General features: G+C 61.4%; 22 protein-coding genes. All 22 read right to left on the reverse strand.

Going from position 1 to position 19,041, the window contains the following annotated elements:
• Positions 1-38: 38 nt before the first annotated feature.
• The gene (locus tag ACYQ8E_RS05415; RefSeq protein ID WP_082820302.1) at positions 39-767 is read right to left on the reverse strand and encodes a YajG family lipoprotein; all 729 of its coding nucleotides are present in this window, start codon (positions 765-767) and stop codon (positions 39-41) included.
• Positions 768-849: 82 nt separating this feature from the next.
• The gene (locus ACYQ8E_RS05420; protein WP_459860349.1) at positions 850-1,962 is read right to left on the reverse strand and encodes a TIGR04283 family arsenosugar biosynthesis glycosyltransferase; all 1,113 of its coding nucleotides are present in this window, start codon (positions 1,960-1,962) and stop codon (positions 850-852) included.
• A gap of 87 nt (positions 1,963-2,049) precedes the next feature.
• Positions 2,050-3,219, reverse strand: coding sequence for a methionine adenosyltransferase (gene metK, locus ACYQ8E_RS05425; RefSeq protein ID WP_459860351.1), 1,170 nt, complete (start codon positions 3,217-3,219; stop codon positions 2,050-2,052).
• A 103-nt stretch (positions 3,220-3,322) separates the two neighbouring features.
• A complete protein-coding gene (gene ptsP, locus ACYQ8E_RS05430; protein ID WP_459860352.1) occupies positions 3,323-5,107 on the reverse strand; it encodes a phosphoenolpyruvate--protein phosphotransferase in 1,785 nt (594 codons plus the stop codon).
• Complete coding sequence (locus ACYQ8E_RS05435; protein WP_066727546.1) at positions 5,088-5,354, reverse strand: HPr family phosphocarrier protein; 267 nt, start codon at positions 5,352-5,354, stop codon at positions 5,088-5,090. Before ACYQ8E_RS05435 ends, ptsP begins: the two co-directional genes overlap by 20 nt.
• 15 nt (positions 5,355-5,369) lie before the next feature.
• Complete coding sequence (locus ACYQ8E_RS05440) at positions 5,370-6,128, reverse strand: PTS system mannose/fructose/sorbose family transporter subunit IID (protein ID WP_459860353.1); 759 nt, start codon at positions 6,126-6,128, stop codon at positions 5,370-5,372.
• Between the two features lie 8 nt (positions 6,129-6,136).
• Complete coding sequence (locus tag ACYQ8E_RS05445) at positions 6,137-6,829, reverse strand: PTS sugar transporter subunit IIC (protein WP_459860355.1); 693 nt, start codon at positions 6,827-6,829, stop codon at positions 6,137-6,139.
• Position 6,830: 1 nt separating this feature from the next.
• Positions 6,831-7,319, reverse strand: coding sequence for a PTS sugar transporter subunit IIB (locus ACYQ8E_RS05450; protein ID WP_066727549.1), 489 nt, complete (start codon positions 7,317-7,319; stop codon positions 6,831-6,833).
• Positions 7,320-7,344: 25 nt separating this feature from the next.
• Positions 7,345-7,746: a PTS sugar transporter subunit IIA gene (locus ACYQ8E_RS05455; protein WP_459860357.1), complete on the reverse strand. Its 402-nt coding sequence runs from the start codon at positions 7,744-7,746 to the stop codon at positions 7,345-7,347.
• 7 nt (positions 7,747-7,753) lie between these two features.
• Positions 7,754-8,620: an RNase adapter RapZ gene (gene rapZ / locus ACYQ8E_RS05460; RefSeq protein WP_066727551.1), complete on the reverse strand. Its 867-nt coding sequence runs from the start codon at positions 8,618-8,620 to the stop codon at positions 7,754-7,756.
• Positions 8,617-9,591, reverse strand: a complete 975-nt coding sequence (hprK, locus tag ACYQ8E_RS05465; protein WP_066727552.1) for an HPr(Ser) kinase/phosphatase — start codon at positions 9,589-9,591, stop codon at positions 8,617-8,619. The genes rapZ and hprK overlap by 4 nt, the downstream gene beginning before the upstream one ends.
• Before the next feature lie 59 nt (positions 9,592-9,650).
• Complete coding sequence (locus ACYQ8E_RS05470) at positions 9,651-10,112, reverse strand: PTS sugar transporter subunit IIA (RefSeq protein ID WP_066727553.1); 462 nt, start codon at positions 10,110-10,112, stop codon at positions 9,651-9,653.
• A gap of 82 nt (positions 10,113-10,194) precedes the next feature.
• Positions 10,195-10,743, reverse strand: coding sequence for a ribosome hibernation-promoting factor, HPF/YfiA family (gene hpf / locus ACYQ8E_RS05475; RefSeq protein WP_459860360.1), 549 nt, complete (start codon positions 10,741-10,743; stop codon positions 10,195-10,197).
• A 93-nt stretch (positions 10,744-10,836) separates the two neighbouring features.
• On the reverse strand, positions 10,837-12,288 hold the full coding sequence (rpoN, locus tag ACYQ8E_RS05480) for an RNA polymerase factor sigma-54 (protein ID WP_459860362.1): 1,452 nt from the start codon (positions 12,286-12,288) through the stop codon (positions 10,837-10,839).
• A gap of 48 nt (positions 12,289-12,336) precedes the next feature.
• Complete coding sequence (gene lptB / locus ACYQ8E_RS05485) at positions 12,337-13,062, reverse strand: LPS export ABC transporter ATP-binding protein (RefSeq protein WP_066727556.1); 726 nt, start codon at positions 13,060-13,062, stop codon at positions 12,337-12,339.
• On the reverse strand, positions 13,059-13,553 hold the full coding sequence (gene lptA, locus ACYQ8E_RS05490; RefSeq protein WP_459860364.1) for a lipopolysaccharide transport periplasmic protein LptA: 495 nt from the start codon (positions 13,551-13,553) through the stop codon (positions 13,059-13,061). The genes lptB and lptA overlap by 4 nt, the downstream gene beginning before the upstream one ends.
• On the reverse strand, positions 13,550-14,128 hold the full coding sequence (gene lptC, locus ACYQ8E_RS05495) for an LPS export ABC transporter periplasmic protein LptC (protein WP_459860366.1): 579 nt from the start codon (positions 14,126-14,128) through the stop codon (positions 13,550-13,552). Before lptC ends, lptA begins: the two co-directional genes overlap by 4 nt.
• An 80-nt stretch (positions 14,129-14,208) precedes the next feature.
• Positions 14,209-14,730: a KdsC family phosphatase gene (locus ACYQ8E_RS05500; RefSeq protein ID WP_459860368.1), complete on the reverse strand. Its 522-nt coding sequence runs from the start codon at positions 14,728-14,730 to the stop codon at positions 14,209-14,211.
• Positions 14,730-15,692 (reverse strand): KpsF/GutQ family sugar-phosphate isomerase, encoded by a 963-nt coding sequence (locus ACYQ8E_RS05505; protein WP_459860370.1) that lies wholly within the window; start codon positions 15,690-15,692, stop codon positions 14,730-14,732. Before ACYQ8E_RS05505 ends, ACYQ8E_RS05500 begins: the two co-directional genes overlap by 1 nt.
• A gap of 41 nt (positions 15,693-15,733) precedes the next feature.
• Positions 15,734-16,555 carry a 3-deoxy-8-phosphooctulonate synthase gene (gene kdsA / locus ACYQ8E_RS05510; RefSeq protein WP_459860371.1) on the reverse strand — a complete coding sequence of 274 codons (822 nt, stop codon included), beginning with the start codon at positions 16,553-16,555 and terminating at the stop codon, positions 15,734-15,736.
• Between the two features lies 1 nt (position 16,556).
• Positions 16,557-18,161 (reverse strand): CTP synthase, encoded by a 1,605-nt coding sequence (gene pyrG / locus ACYQ8E_RS05515; RefSeq protein ID WP_459860372.1) that lies wholly within the window; start codon positions 18,159-18,161, stop codon positions 16,557-16,559.
• A gap of 100 nt (positions 18,162-18,261) precedes the next feature.
• A complete protein-coding gene (gene kdsB / locus ACYQ8E_RS05520) occupies positions 18,262-19,023 on the reverse strand; it encodes a 3-deoxy-manno-octulosonate cytidylyltransferase (protein ID WP_066727563.1) in 762 nt (253 codons plus the stop codon).
• Between the last annotated feature and the right edge of the window lie 18 nt (positions 19,024-19,041).

Here is a 19,041-nt window from a genome sequence, read left to right on the forward strand (position 1 = left end):
AGGACCCAACTCCTCGCCAGCGGATATGCGTGCCACCCCTAAAGAGCCAGGGTCGTGTTGAACAGCGTCCCTGACTCCGGGTCTTTCAGCTGCAGCCGAAGCTGGCTGGCAGAGGGCGCCTCCCCCGGGAAAAAGAGAAACCCGCGCCCCAGAACTCCCGGCCTTATGCTGCGATTTTCAAGGGACTTGTTGGCCAGGTCCCGGGAGATCTGCCGTTCTTCCTCCCCGGAGGTCCCGCTGTCGACGCCACCAAGCAGGGCTCCGCCGGCAGCGCCCACCGCCGCCCCCTTACCGAGCGCTTCGCCGACGCTTTCGCCAGTGAGAATACCGATAGCGGCGCCGATGACGGCACCACCGGCGGCACCCAGTACTGCGCTCCGCCCCGACCCCTTGGCAATCCTGGCGTACTCGGAACTCTTCTCCACCCGCTCGTAGGCGGTTCGGCGATCGAGCAGGTTCCAGTAGTTGCCGACGGCGTCGATCAGGAAGGTCTGGGCCGGCACCACTTCCAGAGTAGTCGAACCAATATTGTCGATGACGACCTGGACCGGCAACAGTCCGGCCTCGCGGATATCGAACCCGAAGGCTTCCCGGGCCTTCGATTTGTCGGCATACCCCTCGGCGGCGACCTGGGCGCCGGCGACAACCTGCATTCCGGGGTAGGCGGCCGGCGGGCGGAAGGGGAGCTCCTGGCTCTGGTAGGAAGCGCAGGATGCAAGCAGGAAGGTCAAAATGGTCAGCGACATCACGAAACGAAACGATTTCATCGGAATCTCCTTTTGCTGAGATTTTATTCTATCACCGCCGGCGCGATCAACAACAGGACCAGCCCGACGTGCGCCAGCGAATTCACAGCGCCCGATCCCCGACCGTTGCGCCCTCCCGGGCTTGCCGACGGGCGAGTCGGAACCGGGTCAGATGGAACCAGCAAAAGACCAGCACTGTCGTCAGGGCCCGCCCCGGCGGGTGATCGGTTATCTGCTCAAACCAGCGGTCGAACCATTGTAACCAGGGGGTCGGGCCGGCTCCGGGGGCATGGCCGGCCCGGCGATTTGCGCGACAATCGAGGGCAAGTCCCAGCTGCCAGCCCTGGCTGCGTACGTAGCCACCGGTCCGCCGCCACAGCCGGCGCCGCTCCGCCACCGGCAGGGTTGCCAGCAGTTCGCGGATGCGATTGAGAAAGGGGAGCAACTGCAATTTCGCCGTCGTGTCCTGTTGCCGATAGAGTCCGGGAACCTCGGCAAAAAAAAGCTCCCAGCCGATGGCGGCAAAATTCATGACCAACGCATTGAGAACCTGGCGCTGCAACAGACCCTCCCGGTGAAAACGGCGGGTCGAGGTAAGAATTTCTGCCGGCAGCAGCAGCCAGTCACCGGTCGCCAAGACCCGCTCGGCAAAGCGATGGTCTTCCAGAAACGGCAGGGATTCGAGAAAACCACCCATTTCGCAAAAGGCCTTACGTCCGATCAAAAACCCCTGGTCTCCGTGAATGGTTCCGGGGCGCCCGCTTTGCGCCTTGCAGGAGTAAAAATAGTAGGGGGCGGTATCGGCGCCGGGGCCGCTGAAGCAAAGGCGGAAATGGCCGGCGAGGGGCCCGGGTCCGGAGGCAGATCGGGCCCTTCGATAGGCGGCAAGGGCTTCGCTGAGGGCGAGCGGAGAAGAAAAACGGGAATCGGCATGCAAAAAGAGGAGGGTTGCTGCTGTGGCCACCCGGGCCGCGGCATTCATTTGCTGGCCGCGCCCGGCGGGGGAAAGAACCAGGCGCGCATTTACGTTGGGCGCGGCGGTGGCCTGGCGGCAGAGTTCGAGGGTGCCGTCGGTCGACCCGCCGTCGCAAAGGATCAGCTCGATACGTACCCCGTACTGCCCCCCGAGGTTGGCGAGCAAACCTGGCAGGGTTTCCTCCTCGTTCAGCAGCGGGACGATAATGGAGAGTTGCGGCGCCAGATCACCTTGAACCACTGCGGAGCCTCCTCGCTGCGGCAGCCGGTCAGATAAAAAAGGCGGGCCGCTGCCGGCCCGCCTGGAGTAACTCGCTCGCGACCGGTTTCAGATCCCGGCCCGCTTGCGCAACGACTCGACCCGGTCGGTACGTTCCCAGGTGAATTCGGGGAGTTCACGCCCGAAGTGCCCGTAGGCTGCGGTCTTCCGGTAGATCGGACGAAGCAGATCGAGGGTCTCGATGATCGCCCGCGGCCGCATGTCAAATTCCTCCTGGGCAATCCGGGCGATATCGTTGGAGGGAATCTTGCCGGTCCCGAAGGTGTTGATCATCACCGACACCGGCTGGGCTACACCGATGGCGTAGGCGACCTGAACCTCGCATTTATCGGCCAGCCCGGCCGCGACGATATTCTTGGCGACATAACGCGCCATGTAGGAGGCGCTGCGATCGACCTTGGAGGGGTCCTTGCCGGAAAAGGCGCCGCCGCCGTGGGAGCCCTGGCCGCCGTAGGTATCGACGATGATCTTGCGGCCGGTCAGGCCGCAGTCCCCCATCGGTCCACCGACGACGAAGCGGCCGGTCGGATTGATAAAGTACTTGGTCCGCTCGTCCAGCAGATCGGCCGGAATAACCTTGCGCACGACCTCCTCGATGATCCCTTCCTTGAGGTTCTCGTAGGTCACCTCCGGGCTGTGCTGGGAGGAGACGACCACGGCGTCGACGCGAATCGGCTTGTCATTGATGTACTGAATCGAGACCTGGGACTTGCCGTCGGGACGCAGGAAATTGAGCAGACCGCTCTTGCGTACCTCGCTGAGCCGCTTGGTCAGCTTGTGGGCAAAGGTGATCGGCATCGGCATCAGTTCGGGGGTTTCGTTGCAGGCGTAACCGAACATCAGTCCCTGGTCGCCGGCCCCCTGCTCGGTAAAGAGCCCCTCTCCCTCGGTGACCCCCTGCGAGATGTCGGGCGACTGCCGATCGATGGAGGTCAGGACGGCACAGGTCTCCCAGTCAAAGCCCATCGACGAGTCGCCATAGCCAATGTCGCGAATCGTCTCGCGTACGATCACCGGCATATCGACGTAAGCGCTGGTGGTGATCTCGCCGGCGATCATCGCCATGCCGGTCGTCACCAGGGTTTCGCAGGCGACCCGGGATTTCGGATCCTGGGCCAGGATGGCGTCGAGGATACTGTCGGATATCTGGTCGGCGACCTTGTCCGGATGTCCTTCGGTCACCGATTCGGAAGTAAAGAGAAAGTCTGTCATGGCCATGGGCGGGATGTCCTCCTTTGTGCCGGTTTCAGATGGCAAGGTTTCGCATCTTAGGTTAGAGCGGAAGGGTCTGTCAAGAGCCCGGGTTGGGTCGGGAGATTCTTCAAATCTCCGGATTGCCGAATATCGCAGGGAAATTCCGGTCCATGTAATTCTCAAGGGTGGCGGCTACCTCCACCCCCGTGGCGAGCTGAAGCAGGTCTTCGAGCAAGCGGACCCCGTCTTCGCGGCGGATTTCCCGGAGGATCTGCTTGACGCGTGGAATGCCGGTGGCGTTCATCGACAATTCACGGAAACCGAGGCCGAGCAGGATCAGGCTGTAGCGGGGCTCACCCGCCATTTCGCCACACATGCCGACCTCGATTCCGGCGTCCCGGCCAGCCTGGCAGGTCATCTGCAGGGCCCGCAGCACCGCCGGATGGAGCGGCTCGTAGAGATAGGCGACATGCTCGTTGCTGCGGTCGACAGCGAGGCAGTACTGGATCAGGTCGTTGGTGCCGACGGAGAAGAAGTCAACCTCGGCCGCGAGCAGGGGAGCGATGATCGCGGCGGCCGGGGTTTCGATCATCACCCCCACCGGCAGGTTGTCCGCTACCGGAATGCCTGCGGCGAGCAGCTCGTCCCGGGCCTCGGCGAGGCATTCCTTGCAGTGACGGATTTCGGCGACCCCGGAAATCATCGGGAACATCACCCGCAGGTTGCCATGGACGCCGGCACGCAGAATCGCCCGCAGCTGAATATGGAACAGGCGGCGCTCCTTGAGGGAGAAACGAACGGCCCGCAGGCCGAGCGCAGGATTGCTCTCGTCGCTGAGGTTGATATCCGGCACGAACTTGTCGCCGCCGACATCGAGGGTGCGGATGGTGACCGGATGCGGCGCCATCCGTTCGGCCAGTTCGCGGTAGACCTGGACCTGTTCCTCCTCGTCGGGGGGAAGCGGACGGTTCATGAAGAGGTATTCGGTACGAAACAGGCCAACCCCTTCGGCGCCGAGGTTGAGGGCCCCGGCAATCTCGGCTGCAGTCTCGATGTTGCAGCGCAGCGCCACCCGCTCGCCGTCACGGGTCGCCGCTGGCAGTTCGCAAAAGGAGAGGAGCTGCTGCTCCTGGTATTCATAAGCCTGTTTTTTCTGCAGATATTCGCGAAAGGTTTCCGGGGACGGGTTGAGAATGACGGTGCCGGCGCTGCCGTCGACGATCAGCGGGGTCCCCGGCGGGATCAGGGAGGTCACCGATTCCAGGCCGACAACCGCCGGAATCCCAAGGGAACGCCCCAAAATCGCCGTATGGGAGGTCCGGCCGCCGACATCGGTGACAAAGCCGTTGATCTTGCTGCGGTCCATCTGCATGGTGTCGGCGGGAGATAGGTCGTGGGCGACGATAATGACCTTGCGATCGATATCCCGCAGCGACTGCTGCCCTACCCCTTTCAGGTTGCGCAGCAACCGATCCCCGATGGAATCGATATCGGAGCGCCGCTCGCGCAGGTATTCATCCTCAATCTTGTCGAAGACCGCCCGCACCCGGTCGAGGGTCGCTTTGAGCGCCCCTTCGGCATTGACCAGTTCTTCCCGGATGGTGCGGATGGTCTTTTCGACCAGCATCTGGTCTTCCAGGATCAGCAGATGGGTATCGATGATGTAGAGATGTTCTGAGAGCTGGGCATCGTCGACCCCGTCGCGCACATCCCGAAGCTGTTGCTTGGAGAGGTCGAGGGCGGCGCGAAAGGCAGCAACCTCCCCGTCGACTTCCGCCGGCGTTATCTGGCGGTCAATGGTTGCCATCCGTGCCCGGTTGACCAGGTAGGCTTCGCCGATGGCAATCCCCGGCGACGACCCGATGCCGACGAGGAAGGTATCGCTCGATATCTCAGTCTTCACCGAATCCATCCGTGATCAGCTGGCCGACGGCCTCCATGGCCAATTGCTCATCCTCGCCATTGGTCGTTACCGTAATCTGGGAACCCTTGGGCGCGGCAAGCATCAGAATTCCCATGATGCTTTTGCCGTTGACCTCCTCGTCATCCTTGGCGACGGTAATCTCACTGCGGAAGCGGTTGGCGGTCTGGACAAGCTGCGCAGCAGCCCGGGCATGCAGGCCGAGACGGTTGACGATGGTAAAGTCAGCTTTTTGCATTCTTCAGGTCCTTTATCAGGAGACAGCCATAGCCGCCAGGGCAAGTACCAGGGCGGTAACCAGAATAACCAGCAACAGGGCCGACCAGCCCCGACGGGCCAGAACCGCCAGCAGATAGACCGGAGCAAGCAGGAAGAAGCCCCAAAGTTCGGAAACCTCCTGGCGATGGCAGGCGGAATAGACCAGAAATCCGCTCAGCACCCCGAGCAGCACAACGGTCGCCTCTTTGCAGCGCACGGCCAGATCGGGGAGTTGAAAGCGCTGGATGAACGCGACCAGCCCCATCCCGAGCCGATACCCCTGAACCAGCCCCAGGCACCGCAATCCAAGGTGGGGAAGGTTGAAAAGGATCAGAAAAACCAGGGGCGCCCACAGCGACCCCTTGACCGCGATAAAGAGGGCGACACCGGCAGCCAGTGGTCGCAGCCCCCCCCAGAAGAGCGCGTCCCCGATGGCGGCGTAGGGCGCCATGATCATCCCCTTGAACTCGGCAACCCCGGGGGAAGCGGCACCGCCGCGGCCAGCATCTTCCTCCAGGGCCAGGGTGGCACCGAAGACCGGCCCGGCGAAATAGGGATGGGTGTTGAAGTAGACCAAGTGCCGCTGGTAGGCCTGCACCAACGCTTCCCCCCGGAAAAGAAGGCGCAGGGCCGGTGCCAGGGTAAAGATGACCCCCAGGTTCTGCATCCGCTCAAAATTCCAGCTCGCCTGCAGCAGAAAGGAACGCAGCATCACTGCCACAAGGACTGCGCCGGGAAGTTCCCGATTCACCATACGCCCCCCTAAACCAGCCAGAGCACCAGCAGGGAACTGCCGAAAGCAGCCCCGAACAGGGTCCAGGAGCGATTGACGTTGACGGTTCCCAGCAGCACGGCGACCCCGACCAGCGGTAATGCGAGCTGCAAGGGGATCGCGGCGACGGAAAACCAGGGCGCAAAAACCGGCGCCAGCAGCAGCAGCGCCAGGGAACCACCCCCCACAATCGCGCCGAAGGTGGTCAGGGAAGCCAGGGCAAAATGACCGAGCCCCTGCAGGTGCAAAGTCTCGATCCGCCCCAGCCGCCCGGCGGCCAGGGCCGTTTCGGCCGCCGGTACCAGGCGATCATTCCAGTGTCGCACCAGGCGATCGGAAACCTGCCCGATCTTTCCGATCGGCAGGGCAACCAGCACGCAGAGCAGAACAAACCCTGGACCGTGCAGACCAAGAGCCTGCCCCATGACGACACTGAGGGTGGTCCCACCAATCGCCACCTGGGTGTCATCCGGGGGAATTGCCGCTCCGACCGGCAGCCGGCCGAGCCAGAGCAATTCAACCACCGAGCCCACCAGCAGTCCGCTCTGGGGGGCGCCAAGAATCAGGCCAGCCAAAGGCGCCGCCACAATCGGTCGGGCCAGCATTACCTGCATCGCCGCGGTGCGGTCGAGACCAGCGGCCACCGCCAGCAGGGTGACCCAGAAGAGATCAATTATCGGCATGTCAACCATCGCTCAGCGGCAACAGGTTCTTCCAGGGGCGTTCCCGGTCCGAGGGGATACACTGGGACATGATGCGTACTCCATCCGCCTCCAGTTGCTGCAGGTTGCCGATATCTTCGGGATCGAGGGCAATGGTGCAGGAGAGTTTCTGTTTCCCCGCACCGGCATGCATGTTGCCGAGGTTGAGCTCGTGAAACGGTGCCCCGCTGCGCAACCCCCGCAAGGCATCTTCGGAGGTGGCATACAGCAGCAGGACCCGGAAGTCATCGAGTTCGCCGGTCGACAGGAGCGCTGAACTTTCGGCAACGCTGCCAATAAGCACCTTGATTCCCTTCGGCACCGCCGCTTCCATCAGCATGCGCTGGAACGGAGCGGAGGCGGCCTGATCATTGGCCACAACGATACAATTGGCCCTGACCGCCGGGACCCAGGCTTCCAGCACCTGTCCGTGAATCAGTCGGTTGTCGATACGGACCAGAACAATACTCATGGAGACAAGACCTTCAACCGCACCCCTATTTGGTGAGAAACTCACTTGCCAGGGTAATGCCCTGCTGGCCATACGCCTTGACCAGGACGGCCCGCTCGACCAGGGAAAGATTTTCCTGGGTATTAAAAAACTTGAGGATCATCGGCAAGTTGACGCCAGTCAGCACCTCGACCTTCCCGGGATCGAGAAAAGTAAGGCTGAGATTGGCGGGAGTCCCGCCGAACATGTCGGTCATGATCAGCACCCCGTGGCCGTCACCGCCAACCTCCTCGATGGCAGCGGCCAGGCGGCCGCGGATCTCCTCCACCGCGTCTTCCCGACGGATGGCGATACTGCGTGCCATGGCAAGCGGACCGATAATGGTACTGCAGGCCTGCAAAAACTCTTCGGCGAGGTTTCCGTGGGTGGCGATAATCAGACCGGTCATCGAATTCTTATCCCTTGTCGAGATCCCGATGGGTTGTCTGCACGGTGATTCCGGTGCCGGCAATGAGAGGGCTGAGCGCCTCGGCGAGCGCAACACTGCGATGACGGCCGCCGGTGCATCCGATTGATATCGTCAGGTAGCTCTTCCCCTCCTGGCGGTAATGGGGGAGGAGGAATTGCAGCAGGTCCCGGAACCGGTCGAGAAACTCCCGGCAGATTTCCTGGTCGAAAATAAAATCCCGGACTGCGGGGTCAAGCCCGGTCTGACCGCGCAGATCGGGATGGAAATGCGGATTGGGCAGAAAACGCACATCCATCAACAGATCAGTACCCGGGGGGATACCATAGCGAAATCCGAACGACTGCACCAGAACTGCCAGAGGGGTGGCATCGTTGCCGCCCAGAACGAGGGCGGTGACCCGGGCCCGCAGGAGGTGCGGGGTCAACTGCGAACTGTCGGTGATCATCGTCGCCTGGCCACGAAGTCCGGCCAGAAGCTCCCGTTCGCGGTGGATGCTGTCGAGGACGCCGACACCGCCACCGACCGGGTGGCGGCGGCGGGTTTCCGAATAGCGGCGCAACAGAATTTCGTCGCTCGCTTCGAAAAAGAGGATCTCGAGACGATAACCGGCCTGCCGGATCTCGGCGAAGACCGTCTCACTGGCAGCCAGAAAACTGCGATTGCGGATATCGAGGACAATGGCAACATCGCCACCGGCGGAGGCCGCCGCCGGGCTGATCTCGAGCAGGCGCGGCAAAAGCGGTATCGGCAGGTTGTCGACGACGAAAAACCCTTCGTCCTCCAGCGCCCGGGCCGCCGTCGTCTTTCCCGACCCGGAGAGTCCGGTGATGATGATCAGCCGTTTCTGGGTCATTCGAGATTATCCCCGATGATCTCATGGGCATGCAGCCGCGCCATCTCTGCCATCCGTTTTTCCAGGCGATCCTGGAATTCCAGGGCGCTGTGATAACCCATTTCCTTAAGGAGCTGGTTGCGCGCGGCAACCTCGACGATCGAGGTCATATTGCGTCCCGGGCGAATGGGAATGCGCAGCAGCGGGATCCTGACACCGAGCAGGTCGAAGGTCTGGTCCTCGATGCCGAGGCGGTCATATTCCTTCTCCTCGTCCCATTCCACCAGTTCGATGGCGAGGTCGATCTTCTTCCGCTCACGAATTGCCGCTACCCCGAACAGGTGCTTGATATTGATTATCCCCAGCCCCCGGATCTCCATATGGTAATGGAGCAGATCACTCCCCTCACCGAAGAGGACGGCGGGGAGTTTGAGACGAACCTTGACCACGTCATCGGCGACCAGCCGGTGTCCCTTGAGAACCAACTCCAGGGCACACTCGCTCTTGCCGACCCCGCTCTTGCCGAGGAGCAACACCCCCACCCCGAGAACATCGACGAGAACGCCATGCACCGTGGTCGAGGGGAGGAGCCGTTCCTCAAGAAACTTGGTGATCAGGGAGATGAAAGTTGAACTCTGGTGATGGGTGGACAACAGCGGGATGCCGTTGCGTTCGGTCTCGCGGATCAGCAGGGGGGGCGGGGTCTGTCCCTTGGTAATGATAAAGCAGGAGATATCGAGGTGACAGAGCTTTATCAGGTGTTCTTCCGCCCGGTCCGGGGGGAGTTGCCCGAGGTACGTCAACTCGGTCGAGCCAAGCACCTGAATCCGGTCCGGATGAAGATTGGTCGTGTAACCGGCAAGGGCCAGCCCCGGTTTCTGGATGCGCGGCACCTGCACCCGCCTGGCGAGACCGGCCGCCCCAGAGAGCAGTTGCAGGTCGAGTCCGGCTTCCGTTTCGGCCAGCAGCTCCTCAATAGTCAATCCAGCCATGCCCAGTCCCGTTCCGTGCCCCCCGCTGTATATTCTTCCCAACTGGCCTTGGCCGAGGTCTAGAGTTTCTCCTCTTCCTCGGCAATAATACGCTGCAGGTCAGCGGCGTCCTGACCTTCGAGCAAACGCTTGCGGACCTGCGGGTTCTTCAGCAGCTTGGAAATGCGCGCCAGGGTTTTGAGGTGAATCCCGACCGACTCTTCCGGCGCAACCAGGAGGAAAAAGAGATGGGCCGGCTTGCCATCCATCGAATCGAAGTCGACCCCGGAGGTGCTGCGGCCAAAGGAAATCAGCAGACGGTCAAGATCCTTCAGCTTGCCATGGGGAATGGCCACCCCTTCGCCGATGCCGGTGCTGCCAAGGCGCTCCCGCTCCTGCAGCACCCGCACCACCTCGTCGCGGCCAAGGGATTTCTCGACACGCAGCAGGGCATCGGTCAGCTCACCCAGCACTTCGTTTTTGGTCGTCCCGCGAAGTTCGGCAGCGATGGCCAGGGGGTCCAGCAGATCAACGATTTTCATAGCTAATTGTTCTCGCCTCCAGAAGCTGAAAAACCGGACGGAGCGGCACAGTCTGCCCTCTCCGTCCGGTAGCCATCGCCCCTTATCTTGCCTGGGGAATAATCAAACCGTAATTGCCGTCCTTGCGCCGGTATACAACATTGACCTCCTCGGTCCTGGCATCGGTGAAAACCAGGAAATCCTTGTGCAGCAGGTCCATCTGCATGACCGCCTCTTCCACCTCCATCGGCTTGACCGGGAAGCTGTCGGTCCGAATGATGACCGGTTCGCCCTGCCCCTCGTCAATGCTTTCCGCCGCGAGCACCGATTTCTGGACCTGGCGCTCCTTTCCGGCGTGGGGCTTGTGCATCTTGATTTTTTCCTTGTAACGCTTGAGCTGACGCTCAATCTTGTCGACCACGTTATCAATGGCCGAATACATGTCGTTGGTCTCCTCCGACCCCTTGATGGTGATCCCCTTGGCGACGATGGTCACCTCGGCACGGTGGCGGATTTTTTTCTCGACGGAGATGGCAACCTGGGCATCGATCGGCTCGTCGATGTATTTCTTGACCCGGGAGACTTTCTCTTCGATATAAGCGCGAACCGGCTCACTCGTTTCCATGTGACGGAATGTAACGGCAATTTGCATGTGGACCTCCTGGAAAATCCCCGTCCGGGGGGTGATATCAGTTATTTGTTGTGATTATACCACCGGCTGCTGCGATGGCCACGACCGGCCTGACTAGAAGAGCCTTTTGCGTTCCGTGGAAGAACCGATCCCAAGCATTTCACGGTATTTGGTGACGGTCCTGCGCGCGATATCGATGCCATGGCGCTTGAGTATGTCTACAATCTTCTGGTCGGAATAGGGCTTCTTGGGGTTCTCTCCCGCAACGATATCCCGAATCTTGCTCTTCACGCTCTCCGACGCCACCGATTCACCTTCGGTAGTGTTGATGCCGCTGTTGAAGAAATACTTGAGTTCGAAGAGCCCCTGCGGGGTCTGGACATACTTGTTGGTGGTCACCCGACTGATCGTCGATTCGTGCATCTCGATGTCTTCGGCGACATCGCGCAGAACCAGGGGGCGGAGGTGCTCGATCCCCCGATCGAAGAAATCCCGCTGGAACTTGACGATGCTGCGGGTGACCTTGTAGATGGTCCGCTGGCGCTGATGGATACTCTTGATCAGCCAGACCGCGCCGCGCATCTTCTCCTGGATGTATTCCCCGGCCTTGGCATCGATGCTCGAAGCGCCGGAGAGGGCATGGCGATAGAAGGAGTTGATCCGCAGGTTCGGCAGTCCTTCGTCATTGAGCACGACGACATACTCCTCGCCGATCTTGTAGACGAAGATATCCGGAATGATATAGTGGACATCGTCATGGCCGAAAGGAGTACCCGGCTTGGGATCGAGTTGGCTGATCACCTTGGCCGCGCCCAGAACCTCGTCGAGAGTCGCCCCGACCGCCTTGGCAATCGCCTGGAATTTCCGGTTTTCGAGTTCACCGATAAAATCCCGCAGAATGGTCTCGACCAGGGTGCCGGCCATGTCCAGTTGCCGGACCTGCAACAGCAGGCACTCCTGCAAGCTTCGCGCGGCCACCCCGGGCGGGTCGAAGGCCTGAACCTGGCCCAGGACGGTCTCGACCTCCCCGTTGGTACAGCCGCAGGCCCCGGCGATTTCTTCGGGTGTAGCGGTCAGGTAGCCGTCGTCATCGATGTTGCCGATGATCTCGGTAGCCACCAGCCGCTGCAACCCGGATATTCGCGACAGTCCCAACTGCCAGAGGAGGTGATCGGAAAGGGTGCTCTTCTTGGTCAGCAGGTTTTCATAGGAGGGGCGATCTTCGTCTTCTTCGTAGGAGTCGGCCACCGTACCGCCAAGGTTGTAGCCTTCGAGGTAGGTCTGCCAGTCGATATCATTCAACCCCTCGTCGCCACCGGCAACTTCCTTAACTTCCTCGGAAGCGGATGCGGACTCATCCGTCCTCTCGGCCTCGGCCGCGACGGTTTCTGCTTCCTGGACTTCCTCGGCGCCTTCTTCCAGGACGGGATTCTCCTCCAGTTCCTGCTGCACCAGTTCGACCAACTCCATGCGTGACAACTGCAAAAGCTTGATCGCCTGCTGCAGCTGGGGAGTCATCACCAGTTGCTGGCTCAGTTTCAGTTGTTGTCGGATTTCAAGGGCCATTGTTCTCCTGCAGCCGGTGACCATCAAGTGGACAGAAGGTCCCAACCATCAAAGGCTGAATTTTTCTCCCAGATAAATCTGTCGCGCCCGGGGGCTCGCGGCAATTTTTGCCGGTTCGCCAAATTCGAGAATTTCGCCGTCGCTGAGAATATAGGCCTGATCACAGACCCCCAGGGTCTCCCGGACATTGTGATCCGAGATCAGCACCCCGATCCCCCTCTCGCGCAACTGCCCGATGATCGTCTGGATGTCAATGACGGCAATAGGGTCGATGCCGGCAAAGGGCTCGTCGAGGAGGATGAACGATGGTTCCAGGACCAGCGCCCGGGCAATCTCCACCCGGCGGCGTTCGCCGCCGGAGAGGGAATAGCCGAAAGAACGGGTGATATGGGTCAGGCGCAGCTCCTCGAGCAACTGGTCGCAACGCCGCCGCTGCTGACGGGAATCGAGATCAAGAGTCTCCAGGATCGCCAGCAGGTTCTGTTCCACGGTCAGCTTGCGAAAAACCGAGGCTTCCTGGGGGAGGTAGGAGATCCCGGTCCGGGCGCGCTGATACATGGGGAGCGGGGTCAACTCGGTATCGTCCAGAAAAACCTGCCCCTGGTCGGGGCGAACCAGTCCGACCACCATGTAGAAACTGGTCGTCTTTCCGGCGCCGTTGGGGCCGAGCAGACCGATCACCTCGCCGGAGGCAACCTCGAAATCAACGTTGCGTACTACCTCGCGGCCCCGGTAGGCCTTGCAGAGGCCCCGGGCCAGCAAGCGCCGCTTCAAGGCTTCACCCCCCGGGGATGAAAGACCGCATTAACCCGGGAGCCCTGGTCGCTTTTGACGATACTGCGCTCCTCGTCGAGAAAGACGATAATCTCATCCCCCTCCAGAAAGTCATCCCCCTGGTAAACCCGCGGCGACCCGGTCAGAACGATCTTTCGTTCGGCGTTGAAGAAGCTCGCCTTTTCGCCCGTGGCGATACGGTTCCCCTGGACGATTCGCACCGCCCCAGTCGCATCGATCCGCTCAATATCCCGTCCCGATTCAGGATAGACCAGCATCAGTTCACCGGCGTAGATGGCCACGTCTCCCTGGCGGGCGACAACATTGCCGGAAAAGCGGACCTGATGAAGCTTGTCGTCGGCCTCAAGCCGGTCCGAAGTAACCGAGACCGGGGCATCGGCCTGCAACCCCGGCGGCGCAATCTGGGCGAATGCCGGCACTCCGCTGCAAAGAGCGAGAATGAGAAATCGAGCTGCCAGCCATCGGGTCATGGGTGCTCCCTGCTAAATCCCCGGGGGAATTCGGCTTTTACGTCGGCAAGCAGGGTCAAGGTCCGGTCGACGACATTCAGGCGCATGCCACGGCCACGGATAGTCCCCGTCGGAGCTTCCAGCCGTACCGGCAGGTTGGTCCTGATAAAACGGTCGTTTTCACGGTAATCAAGGCGCTCGGTATAAAAGCTGTACCCGGCGGGGCTGCGAACCACCACGTTCCCGGTGGCGGTCACCTCGCGTTTTTCCGGGGACAATTCGCCGTGATCGGCCTGAACCCTGAGTTCACCCAGCCGCTGGTCGAAGAAGGTCATGCGCACATTTTCAATCCGCCCAACCCCCTCGGTCAGGTTATGCGCGGCAGAATCGGCCGTCAGGGTCCAGGTCCGCTTGCCGTCGCGCGTCTCGGTATAGTCAATCTTCTTCAGCGAGAGGTCAACGTTCTTCGGCAGCCCCTCAAGAACTTCTTCCGGAGCATTCCCTTTCAGGTTGCTGGCAATGAAGAGGGCGAGGGCGGAGGCGAGAGCCAAGATTACAAACGCCAGGCCATTGCGTAGTTGCAGTCTCTTTTTCATAAGCTGGGCCAGTATAACACTCGGCGCAAGGGCGTGTAAAGACCAATCGGCAGATTTGGCACGGGAATTGTATAAGGCCCTCAGCCGCCAGCAAAATAGCGAGCGGTTACGGCGGTCCAGGCTCCCGACTCCTTGAGCAGCAGGTCGCAGATTTCCCGGACCGCGCCCCTGCCGCCAGGTCGCCGGCAAACATAGTGAACATGCGGCTTGACATCTTCAGCCGCGTCGGCAACCGTCGCCGCAAACCCGACCCGGCGCAGAATCGGCAGGTCGACGACGTCATCGCCGACATAAGCGACTTCCGCGTCGGTCAGGCCAAGCTCGGCGAGGATCGCCCGGTAGGGCTCAAGCTTGTCCTTGATCCCCTGGTGGAGAATATCGATACCGAGTTCCGCGGCCCGCACCTCGACCAGTCGCGACTGGCGTCCGGTGATGATGCCGATACGCACTCCGGCCCGCTGCAGCAGTTTGAGACCGTGACCGTCCTTGACATCGAAAGCCTTGGTTTCGACGCCATGGTCGTCATAGACGATGCGCCCGTCAGTGAGGACACCATCAACATCAAGCAGGAGCAGGCGAATGGCACGGCAACGCTCCTTCATCAGACCACCCCCGCCTTGAGCAGATCATGCAGGTGGATGATGCCGACCGGAACCTGATCCGCCTCCCCCTCGAAGACAAAGAGAGAGGTAATCGAATGCTCTTCCATCTTCTGCAGCGCCTTGGCAGCGAGGTTGCTGCGAAGGATCCGTTTCGGGTTGCGGTTGCTGAAATCACCGATCGGCCGGTTTAGAATCTCTATCCCTTCACCAAGGGCGCGGCGCAGGTCACCGTCGGTAAATACTCCGCAGAGACGACCGTCGGCGGTGCCGACCCCGGTGATGCCCAGCTTCTTGCTGGTAATCTCGAAGAGGGCTTCCTTGAGCAGGGTCGATTCCGGCACCATCGGGATGTCCTTCCCGGTGTGCATGATATCCTCCACCCGCAGCAGCAGCCGCTTACCGAGGGCGCCACCAGGGTGGAAAAGAGCAAAATCCTCTTCCTTGAAGCCGCGTTCGACCAGCAGGGCCACCGCCAGGGCGTCGCCCATGGCCAGGGTCGCCGTGGTACTGGCCGTCGGCGCCAACCCGAGCGGGCAGGCTTCCTCGCGAATCGAGATGTCGAGGAAGACATCTCCGGCCCGGGCCAGAGTGCTTTTCGGATTGCCACTCATGGCAATCAGGGGGAGCCCCATGCGCTTGATCACCGGCAGGATCCGGGTGATCTCTTCGGTCTCCCCCGAGTTGGAAACGGCAATCACCACGTCCCCCTTCATCAACATCCCGAGGTCGCCGTGAATCCCTTCGGCAGGGTGGAGAAAGAGCGCCGGGGTGCCGGTGGAGGCCATGGTGGCGGCGATCTTCTGGCAGATGAGACCCGACTTCCCCATCCCGGTGATCACCACCCGCCCCTGGCAGGCGAGGAGCATCGCCACCGCCCCTTCGAAACGGGCATCGACCCGGTCAACGAGGGCGAGGATGGCTTCCGCCTCGATGCGCAACACCTGTTTTGCCTTTTCCAGCATCGGTAATTTCTCCAGAGGCCTGCGGTTGATGAAAGGGCCGGCTATTTCTTGACGATCGCATCGATCGCCAGGAGGTCTTCCAGCATCGGCCGCAGGTCTTTAAGGTAAAGGGAGTTCGGTCCGTCGCAGAGGGCCGCTTCGGGGTTTTCGTGGACTTCCCAGAACAGCCCATCGATTCCGGTCGCCACGGCGGCGCGGGAAAGGGTACCGACGAACTGCCGCTGCCCGGCCGAAGAGGTCCCGGCGCCGCCGGGGAGCTGTACCGCATGGGTCGCATCCATGATTACCGGGCAGCCGGTTTCGCGCATGATCGGCAGCGACCGCATGTCGACCACCAGGTTGTTGTAGCCGAAAGAGGCGCCGCGCTCGGTCAGCAAGACCCGGTCATTCCCGGCCGCGGCCATCTTGCCGACCGCGTTCTTCATATCCCAGGGGGCCAAAAACTGCCCCTTCTTGATATTGACCACCTTGCCGGTCTTTGCCGCAGCGAGCAGCAGGTCGGTCTGCCGCGACAAGAAGGCGGGGATCTGCAGGATGTCGAGGACCTCGGCCGCGATCTCGACCTGGCTGATCTCGTGAATGTCGGAGACCACCGGCACGTCGAACTCACGCTTGATCCGCGCCAGGATCTTCAGCCCCTCCTCCATCCCCGGACCGCGAAAGGCAGCAATCGAGGTCCGGTTGGCCTTGTCGTAGGAAGCCTTGAAGACTAGGCCGATACCGAGATCCCCGGTCAGCCGCTTGAGGAATTCGGCAATCCGCAGGGTGAGAGACTCTTCCTCGATGACGCAGGGGCCGGCGATCAGAACCAGGGGGCGATTGCCGCCAAAGACGACGTTGCCGATACGGATTTCACGGGTCATGTTATTTCTCCCCACGATGTTTCAGGCAGGCGCCGACAAAGGATTCGAAGAGCGGATGGGGCGCCATCGGCCGCGAGCGGAACTCGGGGTGGAACTGGCAACCAAGGAACCAGGGGTGGTTGGCGAGCTCGACAATCTCGACCAGGTCAAGCTCGGGATTGCTGCCGGAGATGACCAGACCGGCCTTGCGCAGGGTATCGCGGTAGTGGTTGTTGAATTCGTAGCGATGCCGATGGCGTTCGCTGATCGACTGCTGGCCGTAGATCCGGCGCGCCTGGGTCTTGGCGGCGAGCTCGCAGGGGTAGGCGCCGAGGCGCATCGTCCCCCCCTTCCCTTTCACCCCCTTCTGCCCTTCCATGATATGGATGACCGGATTTTTCGCCTCTTCCCGGAACTCGGAAGAGTAGGCATCCTCGATATTGCAGACGTGGCGGGCAAATTCGACCACCGCCATCTGCATACCGAGGCAGATACCAAAGAAGGGGAGCTGGTTTTCCCGGGCATGGCGAATCGCCGCAATCTTTCCTTCGCTCCCCCGTTCACCGAAGCCGCCCGGTACCAGGATGCCGTCGGCACCGGCAAAGGTGTCGCCGACGCCATGGCGCTCCAGGGCTTCGGAATCGACGTAGGTCAGATTGACGCGGCAGTCGTTGGCGATGCCGCCGTGGGTCAGGGCTTCGGCCAGGGACTTGTAGCTCTCGGTCAGCTCGACATACTTGCCGACGATGGCAATGGTCGTCTCGCCGGCCGGTTCGCGCACCCGCTTGGCGATCCGCTCCCAGTCGGAAAGGTCGGGCGCCTTGGTCCAGATATTGAGGAGTTCGACCAGCCGCTCGTCGAGCCCCTGGTCGTGGTAGACCTTGGGGACCTCGTAGATCGACTGCACGTCACGGGCGGTGATGACCGCCTCTTCACGGACGTTGCAGAAGAGCGCGATCTTCGCCTTCATGTCCCGGGGGATTTCCCGGTCGCAGCGGCAGAGGAGAATGTCGGGTTGAATGCCGATCTCGCGCAATTCCTTGACGCTGTGCTGGGTCGGCTTGGTCTTCAGTTCACCGGCGGTGGGGATATAGGGGACGAGGGTGAGATGAATGTAGAGAACATTTTCGTGGCCGCGGTCGGTGCGAAACTGGCGGATCGCCTCCAGAAAGGGCAGGGACTCGATGTCGCCGACGGTCCCGCCGACTTCGATGATGGCAAGATCGACCCCCTTGGCATTCTCGAGGATCTTTCCCTTGATTTCATTGGTGATATGGGGAATGACCTGGACCGTCCCGCCGAGGTAGTCGCCACGGCGCTCCTTGCGGATGACCGAGTCGTAGACCTGGCCGGTGGTGAAGTTCGATTTGCGCGACAGGGTCGCGGTGGTGAAGCGCTCGTAGTGACCGAGATCGAGGTCGGTCTCGGCCCCGTCATCGGTAACAAAGACCTCGCCATGTTGAAACGGGCTCATGGTCCCGGGGTCGACATTGATATACGGATCCATCTTTTGCATGGAAACCCGCAAACCCCGGGCTTCGAGGAGAGCCCCGATGGAGGCGGCGGCGAGTCCCTTGCCCAGAGAGGAGACGACACCGCCGGTAACAAAAATAAACTTGGTCTTCATGGGGACTCCTTTGGCAGCACGGAAACCTGCCCCAATGCCGAAGCAGGCAGGATCAAAATCGAAATTTTACACATCGGGGTGGCAAAAGAAAACCCCAATTTCACCCCTTGACCCTGCCGCCACGCAGGAGTTCGACGACCCGCTGCAGATCCGCCGGGGTATCGACCCCCTGGGTCGGAAGAGCGGTCTCCGCCACGCGGATGCGAAAACCGTGTTCGAGCGCCCGCAACTGCTCAAGTTTTTCAAGATTTTCCAGCGGGGTGACGGCCAGTTTGGGATAGGTGAGGAGGAAATCCTTGCGATAGACGTAAAGACCGACATGCTTGAAGCAATTGAGGCCGGCAAGATCCTCGGGGAGGAGGTCGCCGAGGTCGCGGGCATGGGGGATCGGCGCCCGGGAGAAGTAAAGGGCGAACCCCTGGCGGTCGGTCACCACCTTGACCACATTGGGGTTGCGGAACTCTTCCAGCGAGGTCAGGGGGCATTTGAGGGTCCCCATCGGGATGCCGCGATTCTTCTTCAGCGGCGCCAGCGCCTGTTCGATCATTTTCGGGTCGATCAGGGGCTCGTCCCCCTGCACGTTGACGACCAGATCGGTTTCGATGCGCGCAGCGACCTCGGCCAGGCGGTCGGTGCCGGTGGGATGATCCGGCCGTGTCATTTCGACCTCGCCGCCGAATGCCCGCACGGCGTCGGCAATGCGCTGGTCATCGGTAGCGACGACCACCCGGTTGATCCCGGAGGCCCGGGCGGTCCGCTCGCAGACCCATTGGATCATCGGTTTGCCAAGCAGGTCGGCGAGGGGCTTGCCCGGAAAGCGGGTGGAGGCAAAGCGGGCGGGAATAATCGCGGTAACGCGCATGATGGAACGAATCCTTTC

It is taken from the genome of Desulfuromonas carbonis (assembly GCF_054658035.1).

Coding starts and splice junctions, on each gene's coding strand:
- ACYQ8E_RS05415 (WP_082820302.1), bottom strand. CDS start 767: ATGAAATCGTTTCGTTTCGTGATGTCGCTGACCATTTTGACCTTCCTG.
- metK (WP_459860351.1), bottom strand. CDS start 3,219: ATGGCCATGACAGACTTTCTCTTTACTTCCGAATCGGTGACCGAAGGA.
- ptsP (WP_459860352.1), bottom strand. CDS start 5,107: ATGGATTCGGTGAAGACTGAGATATCGAGCGATACCTTCCTCGTCGGC.
- ACYQ8E_RS05435 (WP_066727546.1), bottom strand. CDS start 5,354: ATGCAAAAAGCTGACTTTACCATCGTCAACCGTCTCGGCCTGCATGCC.
- ACYQ8E_RS05440 (WP_459860353.1), bottom strand. CDS start 6,128: ATGGTGAATCGGGAACTTCCCGGCGCAGTCCTTGTGGCAGTGATGCTG.
- ACYQ8E_RS05445 (WP_459860355.1), bottom strand. CDS start 6,829: ATGCCGATAATTGATCTCTTCTGGGTCACCCTGCTGGCGGTGGCCGCT.
- ACYQ8E_RS05450 (WP_066727549.1), bottom strand. CDS start 7,319: ATGAGTATTGTTCTGGTCCGTATCGACAACCGACTGATTCACGGACAG.
- ACYQ8E_RS05455 (WP_459860357.1), bottom strand. CDS start 7,746: ATGACCGGTCTGATTATCGCCACCCACGGAAACCTCGCCGAAGAGTTT.
- rapZ (WP_066727551.1), bottom strand. CDS start 8,620: ATGACCCAGAAACGGCTGATCATCATCACCGGACTCTCCGGGTCGGGA.
- hprK (WP_066727552.1), bottom strand. CDS start 9,591: ATGGCTGGATTGACTATTGAGGAGCTGCTGGCCGAAACGGAAGCCGGA.
- ACYQ8E_RS05470 (WP_066727553.1), bottom strand. CDS start 10,112: ATGAAAATCGTTGATCTGCTGGACCCCCTGGCCATCGCTGCCGAACTT.
- hpf (WP_459860360.1), bottom strand. CDS start 10,743: ATGCAAATTGCCGTTACATTCCGTCACATGGAAACGAGTGAGCCGGTT.
- rpoN (WP_459860362.1), bottom strand. CDS start 12,288: ATGGCCCTTGAAATCCGACAACAACTGAAACTGAGCCAGCAACTGGTG.
- lptA (WP_459860364.1), bottom strand. CDS start 13,553: ATGACCCGATGGCTGGCAGCTCGATTTCTCATTCTCGCTCTTTGCAGC.
- lptC (WP_459860366.1), bottom strand. CDS start 14,128: ATGAAAAAGAGACTGCAACTACGCAATGGCCTGGCGTTTGTAATCTTG.
- ACYQ8E_RS05500 (WP_459860368.1), bottom strand. CDS start 14,730: ATGAAGGAGCGTTGCCGTGCCATTCGCCTGCTCCTGCTTGATGTTGAT.
- ACYQ8E_RS05505 (WP_459860370.1), bottom strand. CDS start 15,692: ATGCTGGAAAAGGCAAAACAGGTGTTGCGCATCGAGGCGGAAGCCATC.
- kdsA (WP_459860371.1), bottom strand. CDS start 16,555: ATGACCCGTGAAATCCGTATCGGCAACGTCGTCTTTGGCGGCAATCGC.
- pyrG (WP_459860372.1), bottom strand. CDS start 18,161: ATGAAGACCAAGTTTATTTTTGTTACCGGCGGTGTCGTCTCCTCTCTG.
- kdsB (WP_066727563.1), bottom strand. CDS start 19,023: ATGCGCGTTACCGCGATTATTCCCGCCCGCTTTGCCTCCACCCGCTTT.